This window comes from Rhodoplanes azumiensis (assembly GCF_042682915.1).
In the GTDB taxonomy this organism is placed as follows: Bacteria; Pseudomonadota; Alphaproteobacteria; order Rhizobiales; family Xanthobacteraceae; genus Rhodoplanes; species Rhodoplanes azumiensis.
The window spans coordinates 95,149-118,833 of record NZ_JBHUIW010000013.1 but is presented as its reverse complement, the minus strand read 5'-3'; the positions used below and the strand labels follow the sequence as shown (position 1 = coordinate 118,833).

Below are 23,685 nucleotides of genomic sequence, written 5' to 3'. Positions count from 1 at the left end.
CCCATGCGACCCTCTCCCGACGAGCTGAGAATCCTTTCGACCACCGCGATCCTCGGCTACGGCTTCCCCGAAAGCTCCTTCGCGGCCGGGCTGGCGCGTGATCCGCACGTGATCGCGGTCGATGCCGGCTCGTCCGATCCCGGACCTTATTATCTCGGCGCCGGCGTGCCGTTCACCGACCGCGCCGCCGTGAAGCGCGATCTGCGGCTGATGCTGATCGCCGGGCGCGCCCGAAACGTCCCGGTGATCGTCGGCACGGCGGGCGGCTGCGGGGCGCGCCCGCATCTCGACTGGACGCTCGCCATCGTGCGCGAGATCGCGGCCGAGGAGGGCCTGTCGTTCCGCCTCGCCGTGATCCCGGCCGACATCGATCGGGGGACGCTGCTCGCCGCACAGGCGCGTGGCGCGCTGGTGCCGCTGCCGCCCGGGCCGGAGGCGAGTGCCGAGGATGTGCAGGCCTCGACGCATCTCGTCGCCCAGATGGGACCGGAGCCGCTGATCGTGGCGCTGTCGCAGGGTGCCGACGTCATCGTCGCGGGCCGTGCCTACGACCCGGCCGTGTTCGCGGCGCTGCCGCTGATGCAGGGCTTCGACGCCGGCCTCGCCGTACATCTGGGCAAGATTCTCGAATGCGCCGCCATCGCCGCCGTGCCGGGCTCGGGCGGCGACTGCATGCTCGGCACGCTGCGACGTGATCACTTCCTGGTCGAGCCGATGGCGCCGGAGCGGCGCTGCACCGTCGTCTCGGTCGCGGCCCATACGCTCTACGAGAAGAGCGATCCCTACCGCCTGCCCGGGCCGGGCGGGGTGCTCGACCTCACCGCGACGACCTTCGTCCAGGAGGACGAGCGCACCGTGCGGGTCGCCGGCAGCCGAATGGTTCGCGGCGCCTACACGCTGAAGATCGAGGGCGCGGCGCTGGCCGGCTTCCGCACCGTGTCGATCGCCGGCGTGCGCGATCCCTCCTTCATCGCCCAGATCGACGCGATCCTCGACGCGGTGCGGATCCGGGTCGCCGAGAACTTTTCTCGCACGCTGTCGGCGGATGACTACCGCTTGTTGTTCCGGCTGTATGGGCGCGACGGCGTGATGGGGGCCTGCGAGCCGCTGCGCGAGCGCGCGACCCCGCACGAGATCGGCCTCGTGATCGAGGCGGTCGCGGCGAGCCAGGAGATCGCCGACACGATCGTCAGCTTCGCCCGCTCGAGCCTGTTGCACTGGGGCTATCCGGGCCGCGTCTCGACCGCCGGCAATCTCGCCTTCCCGTACTCGCCCTCCGATCTGCCGGCCGGCGAGGTGTTCCGCTTCAGCGTCTATCACCTCCTGACCGGCATCGACGACCCGTGCGCATTCTTCCCGGTGCGCATCGAGGAGATCGCGGCGCCGGCGACCGTGGGAGTCGCGTCATGAGCGCGGTGCGCCTCGTCGACATCGCCGGCGTGATCCGCTCGAAGAACGCCGGCCCGTTCGAGCTGACGCTCGACATCATGTTCCGCGACGCCGTCTGGTATCAGCGAGTGCGTCAGAGCGGCATGCTCGACGCCGCTCGCATCGCCGCGCTCTACGGCGTCGCCGAGAGCGACGTGATCTCGATCGTCGCCTTCGACCCGGCCAACGCGATCAAGATCACGTTGAAGCGCCCGCTCGCCTCCGGCGCGATCGGCGACGGCGACGTCTACGGTGCCCAGCAGCACGCGCCGCTGCTCGCCCTGACCTTCGAGGGGCTGGAGGGGTAGGGGTTGTTCTAACTCGTCATGCCCGGCCTCGTGCCGGGCATCCACGACCTCGGGGCCGTTTCGTGAGCAAGACGTGGATGGCCTGGACGAGCCCCACCATGACTGAGACGGGGTGACCGGTCACCCCAGGCTCGGCATGATCAGGCCCTTCTCGCGGGCACACTGCTGCGCCAACTCGTAGCCGGCGTCGGCATGGCGGATCACGCCGGTGGCCGGGTCGTTCCACAGGACGCGGGCGAGGCGGCGCGCCGCCTCCGGCGTGCCGTCGGCGACGATCACCATGCCGGAATGCTGCGAGTAGCCGATGCCCACCCCGCCGCCGTGATGCAGCGACACCCAGGTGGCGCCGCTCGCGCAGTTCACCAGTGCATTGAGGAGCGGCCAGTCCGACACGGCGTCGGAGCCGTCCATCATCGCCTCGGTCTCGCGGTTCGGGCTCGCGACGCTCCCCGAGTCGAGATGATCGCGTCCGATCACGATCGGCGCGCTGATCTCGCCCCTGGCGACGAGCTCGTTGAAGGCGAGGCCGACGCGGTGGCGGTCGCCGAGCCCCAGCCAGCAGATGCGCGCCGGCAGGCCTTGGAACTTGATGCGCTTCTGCGCCATGTCGATCCAGTTGTGCAGGTGCTTGTCGTCGGGCAGCAGCGCCTTGACCGCCTCGTCGGCGCGAAGAATGTCGGCCGGATCGCCGGACAGCGCCGCCCAGCGGAACGGGCCGATGCCACGGCAGAACATCGGCCGGATGTAGGCCGGCACGAAGCCCGGGAACGCGAAGGCGTCGTCGAGCCCCTCGTCCTGCGCCATCTGGCGGATGTTGTTGCCGTAGTCGACGGTCGGCACGCCGGCGCGGTGGAAGTCGAGCATCGCCTTGACGTGATCGACCATCGAGCGCTTCGCCGCGGCCGCGACGGCCTTCGGGTCGGCGTCGCGCTTGGCCTCCCACTCGGCGAGCGTCCAGCCCTGCGGCAGATAGCCGTTGACGGGATCGTGCGCCGAGGTCTGGTCGGTGACGCCGTCGGGCCGCACGCCGCGGCGGAACAGCTCGGGAAAGATCTCGGCGGCGTTGCCGAGCACGCCGACCGACAGCGGCTTCCTCTCGGCGCAGGAGCGCTCGATGATGGTCAGGGCCTCGTCGAGGCTCTCGGCCTTCACGTCGAGATAGCCGGTGCGCAGCCGCATCTCGATGCGGCTCGGCTGGCACTCGACGACCAGGCAGGACGCACCCGCCATCACGGCGGCGAGCGGCTGGGCGCCGCCCATGCCGCCGAGCCCGGCGGTGAGAATCCACCGTCCCGCGAGGTCGCCGCCGTAGTGCCGGCGGCCCATCTCGGCGAAGGTCTCGTAGGTGCCCTGCACGATGCCCTGCGAGCCGATGTAGATCCACGAGCCGGCCGTCATCTGGCCGTACATCATCAGGCCCTTGCGATCGAGCTCGTTGAAGTGCTCCCAGGTGCCCCAGTGCGGCACCAGGTTGGAGTTGGCGATCAGCACCCGCGGCGCGTCGGCATGCGTCGGCAGCACCGCGACCGGCTTGCCCGACTGCACCAGCAGCGTCTGATCACTTTCGAGGCTCTTCAGCGCCGCGACGATGCGGTCGAAGCTCTCCCAGTTGCGCGCGGCGCGGCCGATACCGCCGTAGACGACCAGCTCGGTCGGCTTCTCGGCGACGTCGGGATCGAGATTGTTCATCAGCATCCGCAGCGGCGCCTCGGTGAGCCAGCTCTTGGCCGAGAGCGTGCTGCCGTGCGGTGCGCGAATGACGCGGGCGTTGTCGATGCGGGTCATGGGCGTGTCGAGCCAATCGTCTTCTGGTTGATCATACGAAAGCGCCACGGTCTCCGGCACCCTCTCCCTGAGGGAGAGGGTCGGGCGTGCGCGTCAGCGCACGACCGGGGTGAGGGTTTACGGAGCCGATGGAGACCTCGGCACCCCCTCACCCGACGCGCTGCGCGCGTCGACCTCTCCCCGCCGGGGAGAGGTAAAGTGGAGTATGCCGCTCTCTCTCTCAGCATCACGCGCCTCGCAGCACGCGTGAGAACAGCGGCGCGGCACCGATGCGGTAGACGAGCTCGGCCGGGGTGTCGACGTCGAAGATCGCGAGATCGCAGCTCTTGCCGGGCTCGAGGGTGCCGATCTCGGCCGCGAGACCGAGGGCGTGCGCAGCCTCGCGTGTCACGCCGGCGATCGCCTCGTCGACGGTGAGGCGGAACAGCGTCGTGCCCATGTTCATGATCAGGAGAAGCGACGTGACGGGCGAGGTGCCGGGATTGCAGTCGGTGGCGAGCGCCATGCGGGTGCCGTGCTTGCGGAACGCCTCGATCGGCGGCTTCTGCGTCTCGCGCAGCACGTAGAAGGCGCCGGGCAGCAGCACCGCGACGGTGCCGGCCTTCGCCATCGCGGCCGCGCCCTCCTCGTCCGTGTATTCGAGATGATCGGCGGAGAGCGCGCCGTGGTCGGCTGCGAGCCGTGCGCCGTGCAGGTTCGAGAGCTGGTCGGCGTGCAGCTTCACCGGCAGGCCGGCCGCCGTCGCGGCGGCGAACACGCGGCGAGTCTGCTCGGGCGAGAAGGCGATGCCCTCGCAGAAGGCGTCCACGGCGTCGGCGAGCTTGTCGCGCGCCAGCGTCGGGATCAGGGCGCAGACCTTGTCGACATAGGCATCCTTGTCGGGCGCGCCGGGCGGGGTCGCGTGGGCGCCCAGATAGGTCGTGACCACGCGCACGTCGGCGTCGCGGCCCAGGCGGCGGGCGGCGCGCAGCATCCGGGTCTCGGTCGCGTCGTCGAGCCCGTAGCCGGACTTGATCTCCACCGTGGTGACGCCTTCGGCGGTCAGCCGGTCGAGTCGGGTGCGGGCGGTCGCGACGAGATCGTCCTCGCTCGCCGCGCGCGTCGCTTTCACCGTGGAGGCGATGCCGCCGCCGGCCCGCGAGATCTCCTCGTAGGAGGCGCCGGCGAGCCGCATCTCGAACTCCTTGGCGCGCGAGCCGCCGTAGACCAGGTGGGTGTGGCAGTCGATCAGGCCGGGCGTGACCAGCCGGCCGTCGAGCCGGATCGTCTCGGCCGCGTCGGTGCCGGCCGGGAGATCCGCCTCGGGGCCGACATAGGCGATGCGGCCGTCCGTCGCCGCGATCGCGCCGCGCGCGATCAGCCCCAGCCCGGGCTTGTTCGGGTCGAGCGTCGCGATCAGGGCGTCGCGCCACAGCCGGTCGAATCGCATCGAAGCCTCGTCGAGGTCGCGCACGCATGTCGCGCCCGCGTTCCGTCCCATACAGAATCGCCGCGCCCTCCGCTATGGTCCGCCGCGTCGGGCCGGCATCGGCGCCGGCGCGTCCTCTCCCCGTCCGCGGGAAGAGGGGGAAGACGGAGGACGAGGGCGATGGACAAGATGTGGCTGCTCGCGCGGGCGCTGCTGCCGGACGGGTTCGCGCAAAACGTGCGCGTGACGGTGCGGGACGGCCTGTTCGTCGCAGTCGAGCCGAACGTCACGCCGGACGGCGCATCGGCGGACGGGGCGCAGCGCATCGCCGGCCTCGCGCTGCCCGGCGTGCCGAATCTGCACTGCCACGCTTTCCAGCGCGGCATGGCGGGTCTCGCCGAGCGGCGTGGCCCTGCCTCCGACAGCTTCTGGACCTGGCGCGAGGTGATGTACCGCTTCCTCGCCCATCTGACGCCCGACGACGCCGAAGCGATCGCCGCCTTCGCCTACATGCAGATGCTGGAGCGCGGTTTTTCGACCGTCGCCGAGTTCCACTATCTCCACCACGACGTCGATGGCACGCCCTATGCCGATCTCGGCGAGATGGCGGGCCGCATCGCCGCGGCGGCCGCGGCGACAGGTATCGGCCTGACATTACTGCCCTCGCTCTATGGTTACGGCGGGCTCGGCGGGCAGCCGGCGGTCGCCGGTCAGCGGCGCTTCCTCAATGACCCCGAGCGATTTTCCCGACTGGTCGAGCGCAGCCGCGTGCTGGTCTCAACGGTGCCGGGGGCGCGGATCGGCATCGCCCCGCATTCGCTGCGCGCCGTGACGCCCGACACGCTGCGCGCCGCGCTCGAGATCGCGCCCGACGGGCCGATCCACATCCACGCCGCCGAGCAGGTGAAGGAGGTCGAGGACTGCGTCGCCTGGTCGGGCCGTCGCCCGGTCGAATGGCTTCTGGACGAGATGCCGGTCGATCGCCGCTGGGTGCTGATCCACACGACTCACATGACGCCGGACGAGACCGTGCGGCTCGCGCGCTCCGGCGCCGTCGCCGGCCTGTGCCCGCTCACCGAGGCCTCGCTCGGCGACGGCATCTTCGACGGCGCCCGCTATCTCGGAAGCGGCGGCCGCTTCGGCGTCGGCACCGATTCCAACATCGACATCGATCCGGCCGGCGAGCTGCGCCAGCTGGAATACGCGCAGCGCCTCGCGCACCGCGCCCGCAACGTGATGGCGACGGCCGAGGGCGAGTCGACCGGCCGCCGGCTTCTCTCCGAGGTGCTGGCCGGCGGTGCCCAGGCGCTGGCGCAACCGGCGGGCGCGATCGCGCCCGGCTGCCGGGCCGATCTGGTCGTGCTCGACACCACGCATCCCGATCTCGCCGCGGTCGCCAGCGACCGGGTGCTCGACACCTTCCTGTTCGTCGCCGGCCGCGAGGCGGTGGCGACCGTGATGGCCGGCGGCGCGATCGTGGTCGAAGGCGGTCGTCATCGCGGGCGAGAGGCGATCACGGCCCGCTACGGCGCGACCCTGAAGCGGATCCTCGCCGCATAGGCCGGGGGCGGCGCGCCGTCGCGGTCCGCATTCGTCCACATGCCGGACCCGACGAGCCGTCACTCGTGCCGCACCGTGAAATCGTGTACACAGGATCGCCAATCGACCCGACCGGCGACACGCGCCGGTCGATCGGCCGGATGCACGGCTCGCTCGTTCCGAACCTGCCGGCGCCGCGCACTGTCCCATGGGGCACGCCGTGAGCCCACTCCTCGACAAGATCCGCGTTCTCGACCTCACCAACGTGCTGGCGGGGCCGTTCTGCTGCTATCAGATGGCGCTGCTCGGCGCCGACGTGATCAAGGTGGAGGTTCCGGGCACGGGCGACCTCGCGCGCCAGCTCGGCGCCGATCCGGACCTCAACAAGGCGCTGATGGGCGTCTCGTTCCTGGCCCAGAACGCCGGCAAGCGATCGCTCACCGTCAACTTGAAGGACAAGGTCGGCAAGGCGGTGTTTCGCCGTCTGGTCGAGAGCGCCGACGTGCTGGTGGAGAATTTCCGCCCCGGCGTGATGGACCGCCTCGGGCTCGGCTGGTCCGCCCTCAAGGAGATCAAGCCGAGCCTCGTCTATTGCGCCATCTCGGGCTTCGGCCAGACCGGCCCCTTGCACGGCAACCCGGCCTACGACCAGATCGTCCAGGGACTCGCCGGCGTGATGAGCGTGACGGGCGACGAGAATTCCGCGCCGCTGCGGGTCGGCTACCCGGTCGCCGACACGATCGGCGGCATCACGGCGGCCTTCGCCATCGCGGCGGCGCTGGTGCGTCGCGGCCGCACCGGCGAGGGCGAGTTCATCGACGTTTCGATGCTGGAGTCGACGCTGGTCACCATGGGTTGGCAGGTGTCGAACTATCTGGTCGCGCATGTGCAGCCGCGGCCGATCGGCAACGAGAACATGACGGCGAGCCCGTCCGGCACCTTCGCGACCGGCTCCGGCCCGCTCAACATCGCGGCCAACAAGCAGGAGCAGTTCGTCGCGCTGTGCGCCGTGATCGGTCGCCCGGAGCTCGCGACCGACCCGCGCTATGTCGACCGGGAGGACCGCAAGAAGCGCCGCGCCGAGCTGAAGGCCGAGATCGAGAAGGCCCTCGCGCGAAAGACCGCCAAGGAATGGTCGGTGCTGCTCAACGCCAAGGGCATTCCGGCCGGCGAGGTGCTGTCGATCCCGCAGGTGCTCGAGCATCCGCACATCAAGGAGCGCGGCCTCGTCACCCGGTTCCCCGGCGCCCCCGGCGTCGATCGCGAGGTGCCGGTGGTGCGCTCCGGCTTCAAGCTCGCGAGCGGCGATCCGGAGCCGCGCTCGCCGCCGCCGGCGCTCGGCGCCGACACCGAGGTGCTGCTCGCCGAGCTCGGCTACGGGCCGGACGAGATTCGCGCGCTCCGTGACGGCGGCGCGGTCTGACGCCGCTTCCGTCACCCTTCGAGGCTCGACCTCCGGTCGAGCACCTCAGGGTGACGGGACACAGGCCGACACAACGAACCGAGGATCCTATGAGCGAACGCCAGAAGCTGTCGCCGTCCGACTGGTGGGCGACCTCGATCATCGAGATGAAGCCCGGCATGATCCGCTATCGCGGTTATGCGATCGAGGATCTGATCGGCCGGATCGGCTTCGCCGAGATGGTCTATCTGCTCACCCGTGGCGAGCTGCCGTCGAAGCCGGCCGCCAAGCTGCTCGAGGCCGCCATGGTGGCGGCCGTCGACCACGGGCCGCAGGCGCCGTCGATCGCCATCGCCCGTATGGCGATGACCTGCGGGGTCGGCATCAACAACGCCATGGCGTCGGCCACCAACGTGCTGGGCGACGTGCACGGCGGCGCCGGCGAGCAGTGCGTCGAGCTGTTCGACGCGATCGCGGCCCGGCTGCCCGAAGAAGCACGCGCCGCCGCGACGATCGACGCCGCCGGGATCACCAAGGCCGTCACCGAGGAGATCGAGGCCCTGGCGGCGCGCGGTATCAAGCATGTGCCGGGCTTCGGCCACCGCTTCCATCATCTCGATCCGCGCGCCCCGCGCATCCTCGCGCTGGTCGATCAGGCGGCGGCCGAGGGCGCGGTGAGCGGTGTGTTCGCCGCTATCGCGCGCGCCGTCGAGGACGTGATCGCGGCGCGGCGGGGCGGCAAGCGCGTGCCGATGAACATCGACGGCGCCACCGCCGTCGTCTTCGCCGAGCTCGGCTTTCCCCCGCCTTTGTGCCGCGGCCTGTTCGTGCTGTCGCGCTCGGTCGGATGCCTCGCCCATGCCTGGGAGGAGAGCCAGTCGGACTACCGTAACAAGGGGCCGATCCCGCGTGATCAGATCTGGACCTACACGGGCCCGGGTCCGCGCAAGGTTCCGGAGTGAATGAGCTGTTCGGGTCTCGGCTCGGTATGGCGCCGGTGCCTCTCCCTGAGGGGGGAGAGGGTCGGGCGCGTGCGTAGCGCGCAACCGGGGCGAGGGTTTACGGCGCTGGTTGGTTTGCCTCGGCACCCCCACACGCGGATCTCGCGCTGTTGCGCGAGATCCGACCTCTCCCCGCAGGGGAGAGGTGAAGCGACGGCGTGATCAGCTCGCGCGTCCGAGAAGCCGCTCCAACACCCGCTTGATCTGCCCGAAGAGCACGCCGAGCATCAGCGACACGCCGCCGAGCTCGGCCGGCGCGAGTTCGGCGTCGGGGGCACGCAGGCGCGCGTCGACGTTGAATGCGAACGCCGCCCCGATGCGGCCGACGAGATCGCGGACCAGATCCGAGCGGCCGAACTGGGCGAGCGGACCCTGCAGCGTGAAGGCGATGACGCAGGCGACGCGCGTCGCCGGAGCACCGGTGGGCGCCGCCGCTTCCGACAGCGTGTATTCCACACGGCCCGATGCGCGAGACCCGCTCTTGCGGTCGCTGCCACGCCCCTCGATCACCATGCGGCGCGCATCGTCGTCGCGCACCATCGTGCCGTCGCCCGAGAAGCCCGCGGTGATCGGCCCGAGCTTCACCGCCATGCGGCCGGCGAGGCGGCCGTCCTGGCCGGGCGGATCGAGCGCGAGGCCCGGCATGCAGGCCGCGACGCGCGCGGGATCGCGCATCAGCTCCCAAACGGCCTCGGCCCGATGCTCCAGCACGAAGCTCTGGGTGAAGCGCGTCTCGCCGTTCTCAATCGTGACCGGGCCGACCTCGACCTTCACCTGTCGCGCCGGCATGGTCGGTCTGGCGCAAGGCACAGGACCGGGTGTCGGCGGACGGACCGAGGGCGATGCCGTCCCCGTCGCCGCGCCGGTCGCTGCTCGGGCCGGCTGCGCGCCCGGTCCTGGCGCCGGGCCGGCCCAACGCTCCTTCGGCAGCGTCGGAACCGAGGGGGCTTCGGCCGCCACGGTCTCGATCGCCGCGACGATGCCGGCGTAGCCGGTGCAGCGGCAGAGGTTGCCGCTCATCTCGGTGCGGATGTCGAGGTCCGGCTCGAGGCACTTGCGCCGGATCAGATCACGTGCGGCGACGAGCTGGCCCGGCGTGCAGTAGCCGCATTGCAGCGCGTGCGACGTGGAGAACGCGTCGCGCAGCCGCGCCATCAGCGGGTCGTCGTCGAAACCCTCGATGGTGCGCACGCGCGCGCCGTCGCAGGCGACCGCGAAGGTGATGCAGGAGCGCGCGATCTCGCCGTCGATCTCGACCGTGCAGGCGCCGCAGACGCCGTGCTCGCAGCCGATGTGAGTTCCCGTCAGAAGCAGGTGCTCGCGCAAGAAATCGGCGAGATGCGTGCGCGGCGTCACCTCGGCCGTGACGGTGCGGCCGTTGACGTCCAGCGTGATCGTGGTCATCGGCGCACCTCCGCGACCGCACGGCTGACCGCCGCGACGGCGAGGCGAACCTTGAAGTCGTCGCCCATGAGGCCCGCCTCGCTCAGCATGTCGCGCGTCGTGTCGGCATCGGCGAAGCGGTCGAGCAGCCGCGCACCGGCGCCGCGGCTCGCCTCGACGACGATCGGTCGGCCGGCGGTCGCCCCGACGACGATGCGGCAGACGCCGCGTTCCGGATCGTGAACCGCGACCCCCATCGCCTCGGCGAACTCGCCGGTCTTTCTGCAGATCTTCTCGAAGCCGAAGCGGGCCGTCGCGGAGAAGCGAGGAATGCGGACACTTTCGACGATCTCGCCGTCCATCAGGGCGCTGCTCAGCGCACCTCGGACGAAATCCTCGACCATCACGCGCCGCTGTGCGCCTGCCGCTCTCGTGATCACGATCTCGGCGCCGAGCGCCGTCAGGGTCGAGACCCAGTCGGCCGCCGGGTCGGCATGGGCGAGGCTGCCGCCGATGGTGCCGCGCGAGCGCACGGCCCGGTAGGCGATGCCGCGGGCGACGCGCGCCATGAAACCGCCGGTCGGATCGACGACGCGCTTGTCCTCGATCGCGGCGTGCGTGACGACGGCTCCGAACGTCACGGCGTCGGCGCTCTCCTCGACGCGCCCGAGCTCGGGAATGCGGGTGATGTCGATCAACTTCGTCGGTCGCGCGAGCCGCAGGTTCAGCATCGGCCCGAGGGATTGGCCGCCGGCCATGATCTTGGCGTCCGGATCGGCAGCGAGCAGCGCACAGGCCTCGGCGACGCTCGCCGTGCGGACATAGTCGAATGCGGCGGCCTTCATGTGACCCGCTCCGTTCGTCTCCGCGAAGGCGGGAATCCAGGAGCTTCACCACACGACGCCCCTGGATGTCGGGATTCGCGGGCGTGAGCGGAGGGTGCGGAGAGATCGCCGGATATCGATCTGATCATTCCGCGGCCTCGCGACTTTGCGCCGCCGTGATCGCCTCGATGATGCGACGCGGCGTGATCGGCGACATCAGCAACTCCGCGCCGAGATCCTTCAGCGCGTCGTTGACGGCGTTGGTGAGCGCCGCCGGCGGCGCGATGGCGCCGCCCTCGCCGATTCCCTTCTGGCCGAAGCGTGTGTAGGGTGACGGCGTCTCCATGTGCAGGATTCTCAAGTTCGGCATCTCGGTCGGGCCGGGGAGCAGATAATCGGAGAGCGTCGAGGCGAGCGGCTGGCCGCGCTCGTCGTATCGCATCTCCTCGTAGAAGGCGGTGCCGATGCCCTGCGCCGTGCCGCCGATGATCTGACCGTCGACGATCATCGGATTGACCAGCACGCCGCCGTCCTCGACGATCACGTAGTCGAGGATCTCGGTCTCGCCCGTCTCGGTGTCGACCGCGACCACGGCGGCGTGCGCCGCGTAGCTGAACGTGCCGGTGTCGCGCGCCGCCTTGTAGCCGGCCGTGACCTCCAGGCCGCCGGGATCGACGTCGCGCGGCAGATCCTGCGGTCGGCGATACCAGGTGCGGGCGATCTCGGCGACGCTCATGCGGCCACCCGGACCGACCACCGCGCCGCCTTCCAAACGCACCGAGGCGACATCGGTCTGCAGCAGTGCCGCGCCGATCGTCTTCACCCGCTCGGCGAGCGCGTCGCAGGCGCTCGCGACCGCTCCGCCCGACATGATCATGCAGCGCGAGCCCCAGGTGCCGGTCGAGTACGGCGTCATCGCGGTGTCGCCGTGCACCAATCTGATCAGCGCGTGCGGCACGCCGAGGATCGAATGCGCGACCTGCGAGAGCGTCGTCTCCAGGCCCTGGCCGTGGCTGTGCGCGCCGATGCGCAATTCGAGCCCGCCGTCGGGCGTGAAGCGCGCCTGGCACTGCTCGTGGCCCGGCACGAACGGGATACCCCAGGCGGAGTAGACGCTGGTCCCGTGGCCGGCCTGCTCGGCATACATGGAGAAGCCGATGCCGATGCGTCGGCCGTCCGGCTCGCCGCGGGCCTGGCGCGCCCGCACGCCCGTCAGGTCGACGGCGTCGATGGCGCGGCGCAGCGCCTCGGGATAATCACCCGAGTCGAAGTGCCGTTTCGCCACGTTGTCGAACGGCATCTGCTCGGGTCGCACCAGGCTCCTCATGCGCAGCGCGGTCGGCTCGATCCCGATCTCTCGGGCGAGCGCGTCGAGCGTCACCTCCAACGCGAAGCAGGCTCCCGTGCGAGCGACGCCGCGATAGGGTAGGATCGGCGGCTTGTTGGTGGCGACCGAGTGCACGCGGCAGCGGTAGTGCGAGAAGTCGTAGAGCCCGGGCAGGATGCTGCCGATCTGACCGCCCTCCAGGCAGGCCGAGAACGGATAGGCCGAGTAGGCGCCGCAATCGACGCTCGCCTCGCAGTCGAGACCGAGTAGGCGCCCGTCGGAGTCCGCGTAAGCCGTGATCACGTAGTGGTGCTCGCGGCAGTCGGCGCCGGCGATCAGATTCTCGCGACGATCCTCGAGCCAGCGCAGCGGACGGCCGAAGCGGCGCGTGGCGAAGGCGAGCGCCACCTCCTCGGGCAGCAGGATGCCCTTGTAGCCGAAGCCGCCGCCGACATCCGGCGCGATCACCCGGATCGCGCCCTCGTCGATGCCCAGACACTCGGCGAGACCGGAGCGCACGATATGCGGCTGCTGGGTCGACGACCAGATCACGAGCTGGCCGACGCGGCTGTCCCATTCGGCGATCACGCCGCGGCCTTCGAGCGGGCTCATCACCTGGCGGGCGGTGCGCAGCTCGCGTGTCACGCTGTAGGCCGCCTTCGCCTTCAGCGCGGCGGAGTTGACGTCGGTGAGCGACACGAGAAAGAGATTGTCGCCCCACTGCTCGTGCAGCAGCGGCGCGTCCGCGGCGCGGCCCTTCAGCATGTCGACGACGGCGGGGAGCTCCTCGAAATCGATCTCGATCTCGGCGACGATGTCCTCGGCCTCGGCGCGGGAGGGTGCGACCGCGAGCGCGATCGGCTCGCCGACGTGACGGACCCGGTCGCGCGCCAGCACGGGCTGGGTCGAGGACTTGAAGCCGGGCAGGGTGGTGTCGGCCCTGATCTCGCGCACGCCGTCGAGATCGGCGGCGAGAAGCACCTGAGACCGCAGGTGATCGGGCACCCGGACAGCGAGGATCCGCGCATGGGCCAACGGGCTGCGCAGGAACGCCACCTCCTGCTGGCCGGCCAGCCGGATGTCGCCGACATAGCGGCCGCGGCCGCGCATGTAGCGGTCGTCCTCCTTGCGCGGCAGCCGCGCCCCGATGCCTGCGTCGGTCATCTCGCTGGTCCGCTGCTGATCACGTCGCGCCCTCGCTCCCGGCGGCATTGTGTGTATGAGAAGGGATGCTACCGGCGCCGAGGCGGACCGGCAAGGCGAGGCGGCGTCACGCCGCGATCCGTCTTGGCGGCGACCTTGCCGCGCAACTCGATGTCCAGGCTGACGCAGTCGCCCCGGTAGGAAATCTCGCCGACATAGATCACGACGCCGTCGGCGTCGGTGACGACGCAGCGCGCCTCGGCGGTCGGTGCGGCGAGGCCGATGCCGAGCAGCTTCGCCGTCTCGACATCGGCCGTTCCGATGGTCAGCGTCTGGTGCGCGCGCGCGATCTGGATGCCCCTCATCTCGGCGAGCACGACCAGGGCGGCGCGCGACGTGAAGAGTTTCGGCGCGCGCCGGAAGATGTCGCGGGCGAGATGCACGCGCGCGTATCCGAACGGCTCGTCGCCGCGCTTCTGCAGGCTGCGCAGGAAACGGTAGGCGGCGGCCGGCCGTCCCTCGCCCGGCTCGATGCGCGGTGTTCCGGCGAGGCCCGCCGGCAGCGGATACGGAACGTTCTCCCGAATGCCGGCGATCAGGCTCTCCCAGTCGGTCGCGAGCGCGAGCCAGCGGCGATGATCGACCGTGTTGGTGACGAAGGTGCCGCGCCCCTGCTGCGACTCGACGAGCCCCTCCGATTGGAGCAACTCGATGGCCTGTCGCACCGTGACGCGGGCGACGTCGAACTCGCGCTCCATCTCCTCGAGCGTCGCGATCTTCTCGCCGACCGACCAGACGCCGTCGCGCAAGCGCCGGCGCAGCACCGAGGCGACCTGCAGGTAGCGCGGCACGCGACTGTCGGCGTCGCTCGTCGTGCCACTGCGCTTGGGGCGTCCGGTCGTCGGGCGACTCGACGTCGTGCGTCCTGCGGTCGTGCGTCCTGTCGGGGGGCGGGGTCCGGCCGGCCTCATCGTGTCCTCCCGCCCGATCGCACGCGTCTCATGGCGCGTGCTCCCCGAACATGTCGACCATTCCGCCGACCAGATTCTCGGCGAGGAGCCGCGCCTCGACATCGACCTCGCCGCCGGCCGGCACCAGCCGCCCACGCATCGCGGCGATCTCGGCGACGAGGGCGCGGCGGGCCGCGACCGCGGCGTCGAGATCGACGCGCTCGAATCGGATCGTCGCGCCTGGTGTCAGCCGGCCGAGCCCCGGCAGGTCGGCCGAGATCGCGGTCGCGATCTTCGGATAACCGCCGGTCGTCTGGCGGTCGGCGAGCAGCACGATCGGCTGTCCGTTGCCGGGCACCTGGATGGCGCCGGGCGCGATGCCGTCCGAGACGATGTTGAAGCCGTCGCGATGCGCGATGGTCGGGCCGTCGAGCCGCATGCCCATGCGGTCGGTCGCGGCCGTCACTTTATATGTTCGGGTGAGGAAGGTCGCGATGCCCTCCTCGGTGAAGTGGTCGTCCTGCGGTCCGAGCACGACGCGCACCCGGTCCGGCAGCGGAAACGTCGTGTCGGAAAGATGCATCTCGTCGCGGGTCGGCGCGGCGTCGGCGACGAGCGGGAGGCGATCGCCGACGGCGAGCGCGCGCCCGGCGAACCCGCCGAGTGCGGCGCGCAGAAGCGTCGCGCGGCTTCCGAGGAAGACGGGCGCGTCGAAGCCGCCGGCGACGGCGAGATAGCCGACCACGCTGCCCGACAAGCCGCCGATCCGCAGTCGCTCGCCGCGCACGAGTCGCGCACTGGTCAGTGGCGGCACCGTCCGCACCGACATGCCGGTCTCGTCCAGCACATCGACGCTGGCGTGGCCGCCTGCGAAGGCGATGCGCACGCTCTCGGCCTCCACGGCGAGAGTCGGCCCGAGATAGGCGATCTCGAGCGCGGCGGTGCCGGGCGGATTGCCGACCAGAACGTTCGCGGCCGCGAGGGCGACCCGATCCATGGCCCCCGACACCGGGATGCCGAAGCGTTGATGGCCGACCCGGCCGGCATCCTGCAGCGTGACGGCGGGGCCGGTGGCGACGACCCGCAGCGCCGCGCCACCGCCGCCGTGCGAAGGAGCAGGAATCGCCACGCCCGCGCTCATGTCGCGGACTCCGGAACAGGGGCGAAACGGGGCGCCGGTTCCGACGTGATCGTCAGCGTGCCGGCGGAGGCGCGCGCAGCCAACGCCTCGTACTCCGAAAGACCGATCGGCTCGAACAGTACCTTGTCGCCGGCGGCGAGCAGGGCCGGCGGTTCACGGCGCAAATCCCACATCAGCGCCGGGGTGCGGCCGATCAGGTTCCAGCCGCCCGGGCTCTCGATCCCGTAGACGGCCGTCATCGCGGTCGCGATGGCGATCGAGCCGGCCGGCACTTTTACGCGCGGATCCGTCCGTCTCGGCAGGCGCAACGCCGCGGGGGTGTCGCCCATGTAGGGAAAGCCCGGCAGATAGCCGAGCATGTAGACGTGATAGGTCTCGGCGCTGTGCAGGGCCGCGATCTCGGACGGCGTCAGGCCGGTCGCGGCGGCGACGGCGGCGATGTCGGGGGCGACGGCGGGATCGTAGCAGGCCGGCAGACGCCACAACCGGCCGGGCTCTTCGACTGCGTCGAGCCCGGCCGCCGACGCGGCGAGCCGCGCCGACAGATCGGCGGGCGCGATCACGAGAGGATCGTAGTGCACCATCAGCGATCGGAAGGTCGGCACCAGCTCGATCACGCCGGCGATCGGCTGGGCCTCGAGGCGCCGCGTCAGCGCCAGCACGAGCGCGCTCACGCGACGGTCGACCTCGCGACCGAACTCCACCACCAGGGCGGTATCGCCGCTCGTCAGGATGCGCGGTTCGGCCTTGTGCGTCGCGTTCGCCATCTCTCGTCCGACCGGCATCTCTCGTCCGACCGGCGCCTCGTCCGGTCCGCCGGGCCCGGTCCGTCGCCGGCCGTCGCCCGTTTGTGATCCGTGCCGCCGACGCGTCCACATCGCCCGAAAGAACGGCAGTGCGGGTGGTTGCGCGCCGCGGCGGCTGTTGTATGGTTGTCCTATAAATAGCACCAGTCGTCCACCCTCGGCTTTGCCGGAAAAGACGGCGTTCCGTGATCCCGACCGGATCCCCACCGGAGAGACGAAGCGCAATGGCGAAGCGGATCAATCTCAACGCCGACATCGCGGAAGGCTGGGGTGCCTACAATATCGGCAACGATGCCGAGCTGATGACCATCATCAAGTCGGCCAACGTGGCCTGCGGCTTTCATGCCGGCGACCCCAACACGATGCATCGCCTCTGCATGCTGGCGAAGGAGCAGGGGGTCAGCATCGGCGTTCACCCCGGCTTCAACGATCTGTGGGGCTTCGGCCGGCGGCGCATCCAGATGAAGCCCGTCGACCTGGAATACATGGTCGCCTATCAGATCGGTGCCTTGCAGGGCATGGCCCGGTACTCCGGCCTGAAGGTGACGCATCTCAAGCCGCACGGGGCGCTCAACAACATGGCGGCCGAGGACGAGGAGTACGCGCTCGCGATCGGCCGCGCCATCAAGACGGTCGATCCGTCGATCGTCTACGTCGCGCTCGCCGGCTCCAAGATGCAGTGGGCGGCCGAGAAGCTCGGTCTGCCGCTCGCCCGCGAGGGCTTCGTCGACCGGATGTATTACGACGACGGCAATCTCGCCTCGCGCGCCCTCTCCGGCACGGTGCTCAAGGACGCCGAGGAGGCGGCCCGCCGGACCGTCCGCATGGTGGTGGACGGCGAGATCGTCTCGATGAACGGCAAGGTCGTGAAGGTCGAGGTCGACACGCTCTGCGTCCACGGCGACGAGCCGACCGCGGTCGGCGTCGCCCGCACGGCACGGGCCGCGTTGGAGAAGGCCGGTGTCGAGATCGTTCCGCTCACCGAGATGGAGCTTCCGGGGCGATGAGTGCCGAGACGCTCGTCAAGGGCTACGACACGCTGCGCCGGGAGCTGGCGGCGCGCGACCGCGGGCTGCGCGAGAAGGTGATGTCGCTCGACGAGGCGGCGCGTCTGGTCTCGGACGGTGATCACGTTGCGATCGGCGGGTGCACGCTCTCGCGCACGCCGATGGCGATGATCTGGGCGCTGATCCGGGCGCGCCGGACCGGCCTCACGGTGTCGCGCTCGATCACCTCGACCGAGGGCGACCTGATCTTCGCGTCGGGGCTCGGCAAGAAGATCGTCACGAGCTGGTTCAGCCAGGGCATCGTGTGGGGCATCTCCAAGGTGATGCGCCACCATGTCGAGAAGGGGCTCGCCGAGTTCGACGAGTGGAGCCACATGGCGATGGGCCTGCGCTATCGGGCCGGCGGCATGGGCATCCCGTTCATGCCGGTGCGCTCGATGGTCGGATCCGACGTGGCGCGCATCCGCGCCGACGAGGTGAAGCCGGTGCGCTGTCCGTTCACGGGCGACGAGGTGATGGCGCTGCCGGCCCTCAATCCGGACGTGGCGCTGATCCACGTGCAGCGCGCCGACGCCTACGGCAACGCCCAGCTCGACGGCCTGCAGTTCATGGACATCGACATCGCGATGGCCGCGAACAAGGTGATCCTCACGACCGAGCGAATCGTCTCCAACGACCAGATCCGGCGCGCCCCCGATCACACGCGAATTCCGTTCTTCACCGTCGAAGCCGTGGTCGAGGTGCCTTACGGATCGGTGCCGCACGAGTGTTACGGCCAGTACGAGCCGATCTTCGCCCAGCTCGACAACTACGCGGCCCTGACGTCCAAGGATCCGATCGCCGGCGTGAAGACGTATCTCGACGAGTTCGTCCACGGCCCGAAGGATTGGGCCGGCTATCTCGACATGGTGGGCCTCGAGACGCTGCTGACCGCGAGCCGGCGCGGCCGGGTGATCTTCAATGACTGAGCACGCCGCGACCGCCACGGTCTACACGGCCTCCGAGCTGATCGCCATCATGGCGGGTCGGCTCCTCACCGACGGGCAGATCGTCTTCGCCGGTGTCGGAATCCCGCTGCTCGCCGCGACGCTCGCACAGCGCGTGTTCGCGCCGAAGCTCACCATCCTGTTCGAGGGTGGCGTCATCGGCCCTTTCATCAAGCCCGGCGAGCTGCCGCCCTCGACCAACGAGCAGCGGTGCACGCGCCGCGCCAACATGGTGCTGCCCTCCACCGACGTTCTGCTGCTCCTGCAGCGCGGCTATGTCGACGTGGGCTTCATGGGCGGCGCCCAGATCGATCGCTTCGGCAACCTCAACTCTTCCTTCATCGGCCCGGCCGAGAAGCCTTCGATCCGCCTGCCCGGCACCGGGGGCGGCAACGACATCTCCTCGCTCACGAACATGATCGTCGCGATGAAGCACGAGCGGCGTCGCTTCGTGGAGCGGGTCGACTTCGTCACCTCGCCGGGCTGGATCGACGGCGGCGACAGCCGCGCCCGGCGCGGTCTGCCGACCGGCGGCATGTGGCGCGTCGTCACCGATCTCGCCGTCATGGGATTCGACGCGGAGACGCGCGAGATGGAGGTGCTGGCGCTGCATCCCGGCGTCAGCTTCGAGCAGGTGCAGGACAACACCGGCTTCAGGTTGCGCCGCGCCCGCGAGCTCGCGGTCACGACGCCGCCGCAAGCCGACGAGCTGGCGCTGATCCGCGAGCTCGATCCCGGCCGGCTCTACACGGCTTGACGTCCCGTAGGGTGGGCAAAGGCGCGAACGCGACGTGCCCACGCCGTCACGAGGCGCATTTGGATGGTCCGATGGTGGGCACGCTTCGCTTTGCCCACCCTACGAAATGATCCTGCGGCACCGTCACGGCGCCGTCCCCGACAACGAAGAGCGAGGTCGCCCGGCGACCGGAGGACTTGCATGGCCCCCCAACTGGCCCCGAAGCGTGAGACCGTCTACGGCGTCGCGATGCGCAACTTCACGCGCTACCCCGAAATGCCGGACGCCAAGGGGCTGATCGAGTACGGCGTGCGCATGGAAGAGCTCGGCTTCGAGTCGCTGTGGGCGTGGGACCACACGCTGCTCGGCGTCGATCCGAACTTCCCCATTCACGACGCACTCTTGATGCTCACGGCCGTGGCGGCCCGCACCTCGACGATCAAGATCGGCACCGGAATTCTCGTGATGCCGCTGCGCAACCCGGTGCTGCTGGCCAAGGAGCTCGCCACCATCGACCACATCTCCGACGGGCGCATGATCCTCGGCGCCGCGGTGGGGTGGTATCGCCGCGAGTTCGACTCGCTCGGCGTCGACTTCACCAAGCGCGGCAAGATCATGGAGCAGAGCCTCGAGATCGTCACGCGGCTGTGGACCGAGGAGAAGGTGGTCGGCGACTACGATCCCTACAACTTGCGGGGCGCCGTGATGTATCCGAAGCCGGTGCAGAAGCCGCGCATCCCGATCCTGATCGGCGGCTATGTCGACGCTGTGCTCAAGCGCGCGGCGACCAAGGGGGACGGCTGGCTCACCTACTACTACACGGCCGAGGCCTTCGCCCGTACCTGGACCAAGGTGCGCGGCTTCGCCGAGGAGGCGGGCCGCAACCCGGACGAGCTGATCTCGACGAACCAGCTGCCGATCTGCGTCGGTCCGAGAGACAAGATCGAAGGGCCGATGAAGCATTGGCTGCAGACCGAGTGGGATTACGCCTCCTGGTCGGAGTCGACGATGGATTCGGCCATCATGGGCACGCCAGAGGAGTGCGTCGAACAGCTCCAGGCCCATCTCGACACGGGCATCGACCGCATCATCTTCGTGCCGTATCGTTACGAGGCGGAGCAGATCGACGCCATCGCCAACGACATCTTGCCGAAGCTGAAGGCGAGGTGACGCGACGCGCCCGCCCGGTTCGCCGGGCAGGCTCCGACCGTGCCGCTCCGGCGACGTCCAGAACAGAAGAATTCACGCGGCGGCGGCACGACAATTGCTTGAATTCCGGGAGACGACAGGGAGACTGCTATGCATACCAGGACTGCCAAGCTCGCTCTCGCCTTGCTCGGGGCGACGCTGTTCGCCGGGCCCGCTTTCGCCCAGGAGACGATCAAGATCGGGGTGACACAGCCCCTCACCGGCGCCTTCGCGGCGTCAGGCAACTACGTGGCGCAGGGCGCCCGCATCGCCGAGGACGAGATCAACGCCGCCGGCGGCGTGCTCGGCAAGAAGATCCAGCTCGTGATCGAGGATTCGAAGTCGAACCCGACCGAGGCGGTGGCGACCGTCGAGAAGCTGATCGTGCGTGACAAGGTGCCGGCCATCATGGGCGCCTGGAGCTCGACCCTGACGCTCGCGGTGATGCCGAAGCTGCAGGAGTACAAGGTTCCGATGGTGGTCGAGACCTCGTCCTCGGGCAAGATCACGACCTCCGGCAACCCCTACATCTTCCGCATCAGCCCGACCTCCGAGATGGAAGCGGTGGCGTTCAAGCCGCTGGTTCCGAAGCTCGCCATCAAGAAGGCGGACTTCCTGAACACCAACAACGATTTCGGCATCGGCTCGGCGGCCGAGTACTCGAAGATGCTGAAGGCCCAGGGCGTCGCCATCGGGGTGATGGAGACGATGGACCCGAAGGCGACCGACTTCTCGGCGCAGCTCACCCGTATCAAGGCCTCGGGCGGCGACACGCTGTTCGTCACCACGGCGGTCGAGCAGCTGACCCTGATCCTCAAGCAAGCGAAGGAGCTTCAGCTCAACACCCGGATCGTCAGCACGGGCGGCTCCAACTCGCCCGATCAGCTGATCACCCAGGCTGGCGAGGCGGCCAACGGCTCGTTCCACACCGTGTTCTTCCCGCCCTGGTTCCCCGAGGTGGTCACTAATCCGGAGCCGGCCAAGCGCTACATGGACGAGTGGAAGAAGCGCGGCCACGAGCCGGGCGGCCTCACCGAAGGCTTCCGCGGCTACGACGGCATCCACGTGATCGTCGAGGCGATCAAGATCGCCGGCAAGGCCGAGCCGGCCGCGATCAAGGACGCGTTGTGGAAGACCAAGATCAAGGGCATCTACGGCAACATCGAGTTCGTCAAGCAGGGCCCCGCCGGGTCCGAGAGCGGCCAGAACGCCCCGTCCATCTATCTGGTGAAGATCGACGGCGGCAAGGTCGTGAAGTCGGGCCTCTGATCGGCCCAGCCTCCGTGCGCCGCCCGACGGGCGGCGCACTCGTTCCCGCTCTCCCTGTCGCGTGAGTCCATGGATCAGCTTCTGCAGCACGCCCTCAATGCCCTGATTCTCGGCGGCACCTATGCGCTGCTGGGGATCGGGCTGACGCTGATCTTCGGCATCATGCGGGTGGTCAACTTCACCCACGGCGAGCTCTACGCCTTCGGCGCCTACATGATGTACATGTGGGTGATGCTGATCGGCGCGAACTTCGTCGTGTCGATCGCGCTGGCCATGGCGCTCGGCGTGCTGCTCGGTGCCGGGATCGAGATCCTGCTCCTGCGCCGGCTGCGGGGCGCCGACATCGACACCACGATGCTGGTGATGATCGGCGCCTGGATCGCGATGCAGAACACCGAGCAGCTCGTGTGGACCGGCGTCGCCAAGTCGATCGACTCGCCGTTCCCCCCGGCGCCGCTCGTCATGGGCGGCGTCTCGGTGTCGTGGACTCGGCTGTTCGTCTTCGTCGTCGCCGTGGCGCTGATCGCCGCGACCTGGCTGCTGATCCAGAAGACGCGGCTCGGCAAGGCGATGCGCGCGACCTTCCAGGATCGCGAGTCCGCCGCCCTGATGGGCGTGCGCATCGATCGGGTCCACACCGCGACATTCGCGATCGGCTCCGGCCTCGCGGCGGCCGCGGGCGCGCTGCTCGGTCCGGTCTTCGTCGTCTATCCGACGATCGGCGACCTCGCCTCGCTGAAGGCCTTCGCCATCGTCATTCTCGGCGGGCTCGGCAGCATCCCGGGCGCCACCATCGGCGGCTTCATCCTCGCCTTCATGGAGGAGCTGGGCGCCGGCTACGTGTCGTCTGGCTATCGCGACGCCATGGGCTTCCTCCTGATCATCGTGATCCTGCTGGTGAAGCCCACCGGCCTGTTCGCCCGCAAGGAGCGGATCGGATGAGCCGCGCCGTCACGCTCGCCTGGGTGGCGTTCCTGTTCACGCTGCCGCTGTGGATGACCGACCTCTACATCCTCCACGTCCTGATCGTCGCCGGCATCTTCATCATCGCCGCGATGAGCCTCAACCTGCTGCTCGGCTACACGGGCCAGCTCAGCCTCGGTCACGTCGCCTTCTTCGGCATCGGCGCCTATGTGTCGAGCCTCGTCTCGCTCGGCTTCGAGATCCACGTGTTCGACGTGCCGATCTCGCTGGCTCCGAAGCCGGTCTGGTTTTCGATGATCCTCGCCGTGATCTTCGCCGGCCTGTGCGGCTACATGATCGGCAAGATCTCGTTCAAAGTGCGCGGGGCATATTTCGTCATCGTGTCGGTCAGCTTCGCCGAGGTGACGCGCCTCGTCGCGCTGAATTGGATCGAGCTGACGCAGGGCCCGATGGCCCTCAACAACATTCCGTTCTTGAAGCTGTGGCTGCCCGGGATCGGCGACATCGACGTTCTCGGCAAGGTGCCGAACTACTATCTGGTGCTCGTCGTCGCGGTCGTCACCTATGTGATCATCCGGCGTCTGGTGAACTCGCGTGCCGGCCGCGCCATGATCGCGCTGCGCGAGAACGAGCCGCTCGCCACCTCGGTCGGGATCGACGTGACGCGCTTCCTGGTGCTGGCGACCGTCGTCTCGGCCTCGCTCGCCGGTCTCGCCGGTGCCGTCTACGCGCATTACGTTCGGATCGTCGACCCCGACGTGTTCCTGTTCATCTACACGGTCACCATGGTGATCATGGTGGTGACGGGCGGCAAGGGCACGCTCGCCGGCCCGATCGTCGGGGGCCTGATCTTCGGGTTGCTGCCCGAGGTGGTGCGCAGCTTCGAGGTGAAGCCCGAGATCCAGTGGGTCGTCTACGGCGTGCTGATGATCCTGGTCGTCTATTTTCTGCCCGAGGGCATCGTGCCGGCACTGCGTGACGCCTGGCGCCGTGTGCGTGCCCGGTCGGGTGCCCCACCTGCCGACCCGGCCGCCGTCGCTGCGGGTGCGACGCCGGCGGAGGCGCGGCCGTGAGCGACACCGCGATCACCCCGTCGTCGCAGGCCGCGGCGGCCGTTCCGTCCGGGCCGG

19 protein-coding genes and 1 pseudogene are annotated in these 23,685 nt (G+C 69.6%); 12 read left to right on the top strand and 8 right to left on the bottom strand.

Annotated elements, in window-relative coordinates:
* Positions 1–3: 3 nt before the first annotated feature.
* Together ACFSOX_RS12760 and ACFSOX_RS12755 are read left to right on the top strand one after the other, a co-directional pair.
* A pseudogene (locus tag ACFSOX_RS12760) lies at positions 4–1,188 on the top strand (acyclic terpene utilization AtuA family protein); the annotation flags it as partial.
* 218 nt (positions 1,189–1,406) lie between these two features.
* A complete protein-coding gene (locus ACFSOX_RS12755; protein WP_378478196.1) occupies positions 1,407–1,736 on the top strand; it encodes a DUF4387 domain-containing protein in 330 nt (109 codons plus the stop codon).
* Positions 1,737–1,856: 120 nt separating this feature from the next.
* Here the strand turns inward: ACFSOX_RS12755 and hutU are convergent, their stop codons facing one another.
* A complete protein-coding gene (gene hutU, locus ACFSOX_RS12750; protein WP_378478195.1) occupies positions 1,857–3,521 on the bottom strand; it encodes a urocanate hydratase in 1,665 nt (554 codons plus the stop codon).
* 226 nt (positions 3,522–3,747) lie between these two features.
* A complete protein-coding gene (gene hutI, locus ACFSOX_RS12745) occupies positions 3,748–4,950 on the bottom strand; it encodes an imidazolonepropionase (protein WP_378478194.1) in 1,203 nt (400 codons plus the stop codon).
* 159 nt (positions 4,951–5,109) lie between these two features.
* Here hutI and ACFSOX_RS12740 point away from each other — a divergent pair, with 159 nt between their 5' ends.
* From ACFSOX_RS12740 to ACFSOX_RS12730, 3 genes are all read left to right on the top strand, one after another.
* On the top strand, positions 5,110–6,489 hold the full coding sequence (locus tag ACFSOX_RS12740) for a formimidoylglutamate deiminase (protein WP_378478193.1): 1,380 nt from the start codon (positions 5,110–5,112) through the stop codon (positions 6,487–6,489).
* Positions 6,490–6,688: 199 nt separating this feature from the next.
* Positions 6,689–7,891: a CaiB/BaiF CoA transferase family protein gene (locus tag ACFSOX_RS12735; RefSeq protein WP_378478192.1), complete on the top strand. Its 1,203-nt coding sequence runs from the start codon at positions 6,689–6,691 to the stop codon at positions 7,889–7,891.
* Between the two features lie 89 nt (positions 7,892–7,980).
* Positions 7,981–8,832: a citryl-CoA lyase gene (locus ACFSOX_RS12730; protein ID WP_378478191.1), complete on the top strand. Its 852-nt coding sequence runs from the start codon at positions 7,981–7,983 to the stop codon at positions 8,830–8,832.
* Between the two features lie 201 nt (positions 8,833–9,033).
* Here ACFSOX_RS12730 and ACFSOX_RS12725 read toward each other — a convergent pair whose 3' ends face one another.
* From ACFSOX_RS12725 to pxpB, 6 genes are all read right to left on the bottom strand, one after another.
* Positions 9,034–10,275, bottom strand: a complete 1,242-nt coding sequence (locus ACFSOX_RS12725) for a xanthine dehydrogenase family Fe-S subunit (RefSeq protein ID WP_378478190.1) — start codon at positions 10,273–10,275, stop codon at positions 9,034–9,036.
* Positions 10,272–11,099 (bottom strand): FAD binding domain-containing protein, encoded by an 828-nt coding sequence (locus tag ACFSOX_RS12720; RefSeq protein ID WP_378478189.1) that lies wholly within the window; start codon positions 11,097–11,099, stop codon positions 10,272–10,274. Before ACFSOX_RS12720 ends, ACFSOX_RS12725 begins: the two co-directional genes overlap by 4 nt.
* A gap of 124 nt (positions 11,100–11,223) precedes the next feature.
* Positions 11,224–13,569: a xanthine dehydrogenase family protein molybdopterin-binding subunit gene (locus tag ACFSOX_RS12715; RefSeq protein ID WP_378478188.1), complete on the bottom strand. Its 2,346-nt coding sequence runs from the start codon at positions 13,567–13,569 to the stop codon at positions 11,224–11,226.
* A gap of 68 nt (positions 13,570–13,637) precedes the next feature.
* Positions 13,638–14,399 carry a GntR family transcriptional regulator gene (locus ACFSOX_RS12710; protein ID WP_378478187.1) on the bottom strand — a complete coding sequence of 254 codons (762 nt, stop codon included), beginning with the start codon at positions 14,397–14,399 and terminating at the stop codon, positions 13,638–13,640.
* A gap of 148 nt (positions 14,400–14,547) precedes the next feature.
* Positions 14,548–15,639: a 5-oxoprolinase subunit C family protein gene (locus ACFSOX_RS12705; RefSeq protein WP_378478186.1), complete on the bottom strand. Its 1,092-nt coding sequence runs from the start codon at positions 15,637–15,639 to the stop codon at positions 14,548–14,550.
* Entirely contained in the window at positions 15,636–16,406 is a 771-nt protein-coding gene (pxpB, locus tag ACFSOX_RS12700) for a 5-oxoprolinase subunit PxpB (RefSeq protein WP_378478185.1), read from the bottom strand. The genes ACFSOX_RS12705 and pxpB overlap by 4 nt, the downstream gene beginning before the upstream one ends.
* Positions 16,407–16,669: 263 nt before the next feature.
* Between pxpB and ACFSOX_RS12695 the strand changes: the two genes are divergently transcribed.
* The 7 genes from ACFSOX_RS12695 (at position 16,670) to ACFSOX_RS12665 (ending at position 23,628) form a co-directional block, all read left to right on the top strand.
* Complete coding sequence (locus ACFSOX_RS12695) at positions 16,670–17,452, top strand: LamB/YcsF family protein (protein ID WP_378478184.1); 783 nt, start codon at positions 16,670–16,672, stop codon at positions 17,450–17,452.
* Positions 17,449–18,420: a CoA transferase subunit A gene (locus ACFSOX_RS12690; protein ID WP_378478183.1), complete on the top strand. Its 972-nt coding sequence runs from the start codon at positions 17,449–17,451 to the stop codon at positions 18,418–18,420. The genes ACFSOX_RS12695 and ACFSOX_RS12690 overlap by 4 nt, the downstream gene beginning before the upstream one ends.
* Positions 18,413–19,195, top strand: coding sequence for a CoA-transferase subunit beta (locus ACFSOX_RS12685; RefSeq protein ID WP_378478182.1), 783 nt, complete (start codon positions 18,413–18,415; stop codon positions 19,193–19,195). Before ACFSOX_RS12690 ends, ACFSOX_RS12685 begins: the two co-directional genes overlap by 8 nt.
* Positions 19,196–19,375: 180 nt before the next feature.
* Positions 19,376–20,344 (top strand): LLM class flavin-dependent oxidoreductase, encoded by a 969-nt coding sequence (locus ACFSOX_RS12680; RefSeq protein WP_378478181.1) that lies wholly within the window; start codon positions 19,376–19,378, stop codon positions 20,342–20,344.
* 129 nt (positions 20,345–20,473) lie between these two features.
* On the top strand, positions 20,474–21,631 hold the full coding sequence (locus ACFSOX_RS12675; protein ID WP_378478180.1) for an ABC transporter substrate-binding protein: 1,158 nt from the start codon (positions 20,474–20,476) through the stop codon (positions 21,629–21,631).
* A gap of 69 nt (positions 21,632–21,700) precedes the next feature.
* Positions 21,701–22,573, top strand: coding sequence for a branched-chain amino acid ABC transporter permease (locus ACFSOX_RS12670; RefSeq protein WP_378478179.1), 873 nt, complete (start codon positions 21,701–21,703; stop codon positions 22,571–22,573).
* Complete coding sequence (locus tag ACFSOX_RS12665; RefSeq protein WP_378478178.1) at positions 22,570–23,628, top strand: branched-chain amino acid ABC transporter permease; 1,059 nt, start codon at positions 22,570–22,572, stop codon at positions 23,626–23,628. The genes ACFSOX_RS12670 and ACFSOX_RS12665 overlap by 4 nt, the downstream gene beginning before the upstream one ends.
* Positions 23,629–23,685 lie beyond the last annotated feature (57 nt).

Coding starts and splice junctions, on each gene's coding strand:
- ACFSOX_RS12755 (WP_378478196.1), top strand. CDS start 1,407: ATGAGCGCGGTGCGCCTCGTCGACATCGCCGGCGTGATCCGCTCGAAG.
- hutU (WP_378478195.1), bottom strand. CDS start 3,521: ATGACCCGCATCGACAACGCCCGCGTCATTCGCGCACCGCACGGCAGC.
- hutI (WP_378478194.1), bottom strand. CDS start 4,950: ATGCGATTCGACCGGCTGTGGCGCGACGCCCTGATCGCGACGCTCGAC.
- ACFSOX_RS12740 (WP_378478193.1), top strand. CDS start 5,110: ATGGACAAGATGTGGCTGCTCGCGCGGGCGCTGCTGCCGGACGGGTTC.
- ACFSOX_RS12730 (WP_378478191.1), top strand. CDS start 7,981: ATGAGCGAACGCCAGAAGCTGTCGCCGTCCGACTGGTGGGCGACCTCG.
- ACFSOX_RS12725 (WP_378478190.1), bottom strand. CDS start 10,275: ATGACCACGATCACGCTGGACGTCAACGGCCGCACCGTCACGGCCGAG.
- ACFSOX_RS12720 (WP_378478189.1), bottom strand. CDS start 11,099: ATGAAGGCCGCCGCATTCGACTATGTCCGCACGGCGAGCGTCGCCGAG.
- ACFSOX_RS12715 (WP_378478188.1), bottom strand. CDS start 13,569: ATGACCGACGCAGGCATCGGGGCGCGGCTGCCGCGCAAGGAGGACGAC.
- ACFSOX_RS12705 (WP_378478186.1), bottom strand. CDS start 15,639: ATGAGCGCGGGCGTGGCGATTCCTGCTCCTTCGCACGGCGGCGGTGGC.
- pxpB (WP_378478185.1), bottom strand. CDS start 16,406: ATGGCGAACGCGACGCACAAGGCCGAACCGCGCATCCTGACGAGCGGC.
- ACFSOX_RS12695 (WP_378478184.1), top strand. CDS start 16,670: ATGGCGAAGCGGATCAATCTCAACGCCGACATCGCGGAAGGCTGGGGT.
- ACFSOX_RS12690 (WP_378478183.1), top strand. CDS start 17,449: ATGAGTGCCGAGACGCTCGTCAAGGGCTACGACACGCTGCGCCGGGAG.
- ACFSOX_RS12685 (WP_378478182.1), top strand. CDS start 18,413: ATGACTGAGCACGCCGCGACCGCCACGGTCTACACGGCCTCCGAGCTG.
- ACFSOX_RS12680 (WP_378478181.1), top strand. CDS start 19,376: ATGGCCCCCCAACTGGCCCCGAAGCGTGAGACCGTCTACGGCGTCGCG.
- ACFSOX_RS12675 (WP_378478180.1), top strand. CDS start 20,474: ATGCATACCAGGACTGCCAAGCTCGCTCTCGCCTTGCTCGGGGCGACG.
- ACFSOX_RS12670 (WP_378478179.1), top strand. CDS start 21,701: ATGGATCAGCTTCTGCAGCACGCCCTCAATGCCCTGATTCTCGGCGGC.
- ACFSOX_RS12665 (WP_378478178.1), top strand. CDS start 22,570: ATGAGCCGCGCCGTCACGCTCGCCTGGGTGGCGTTCCTGTTCACGCTG.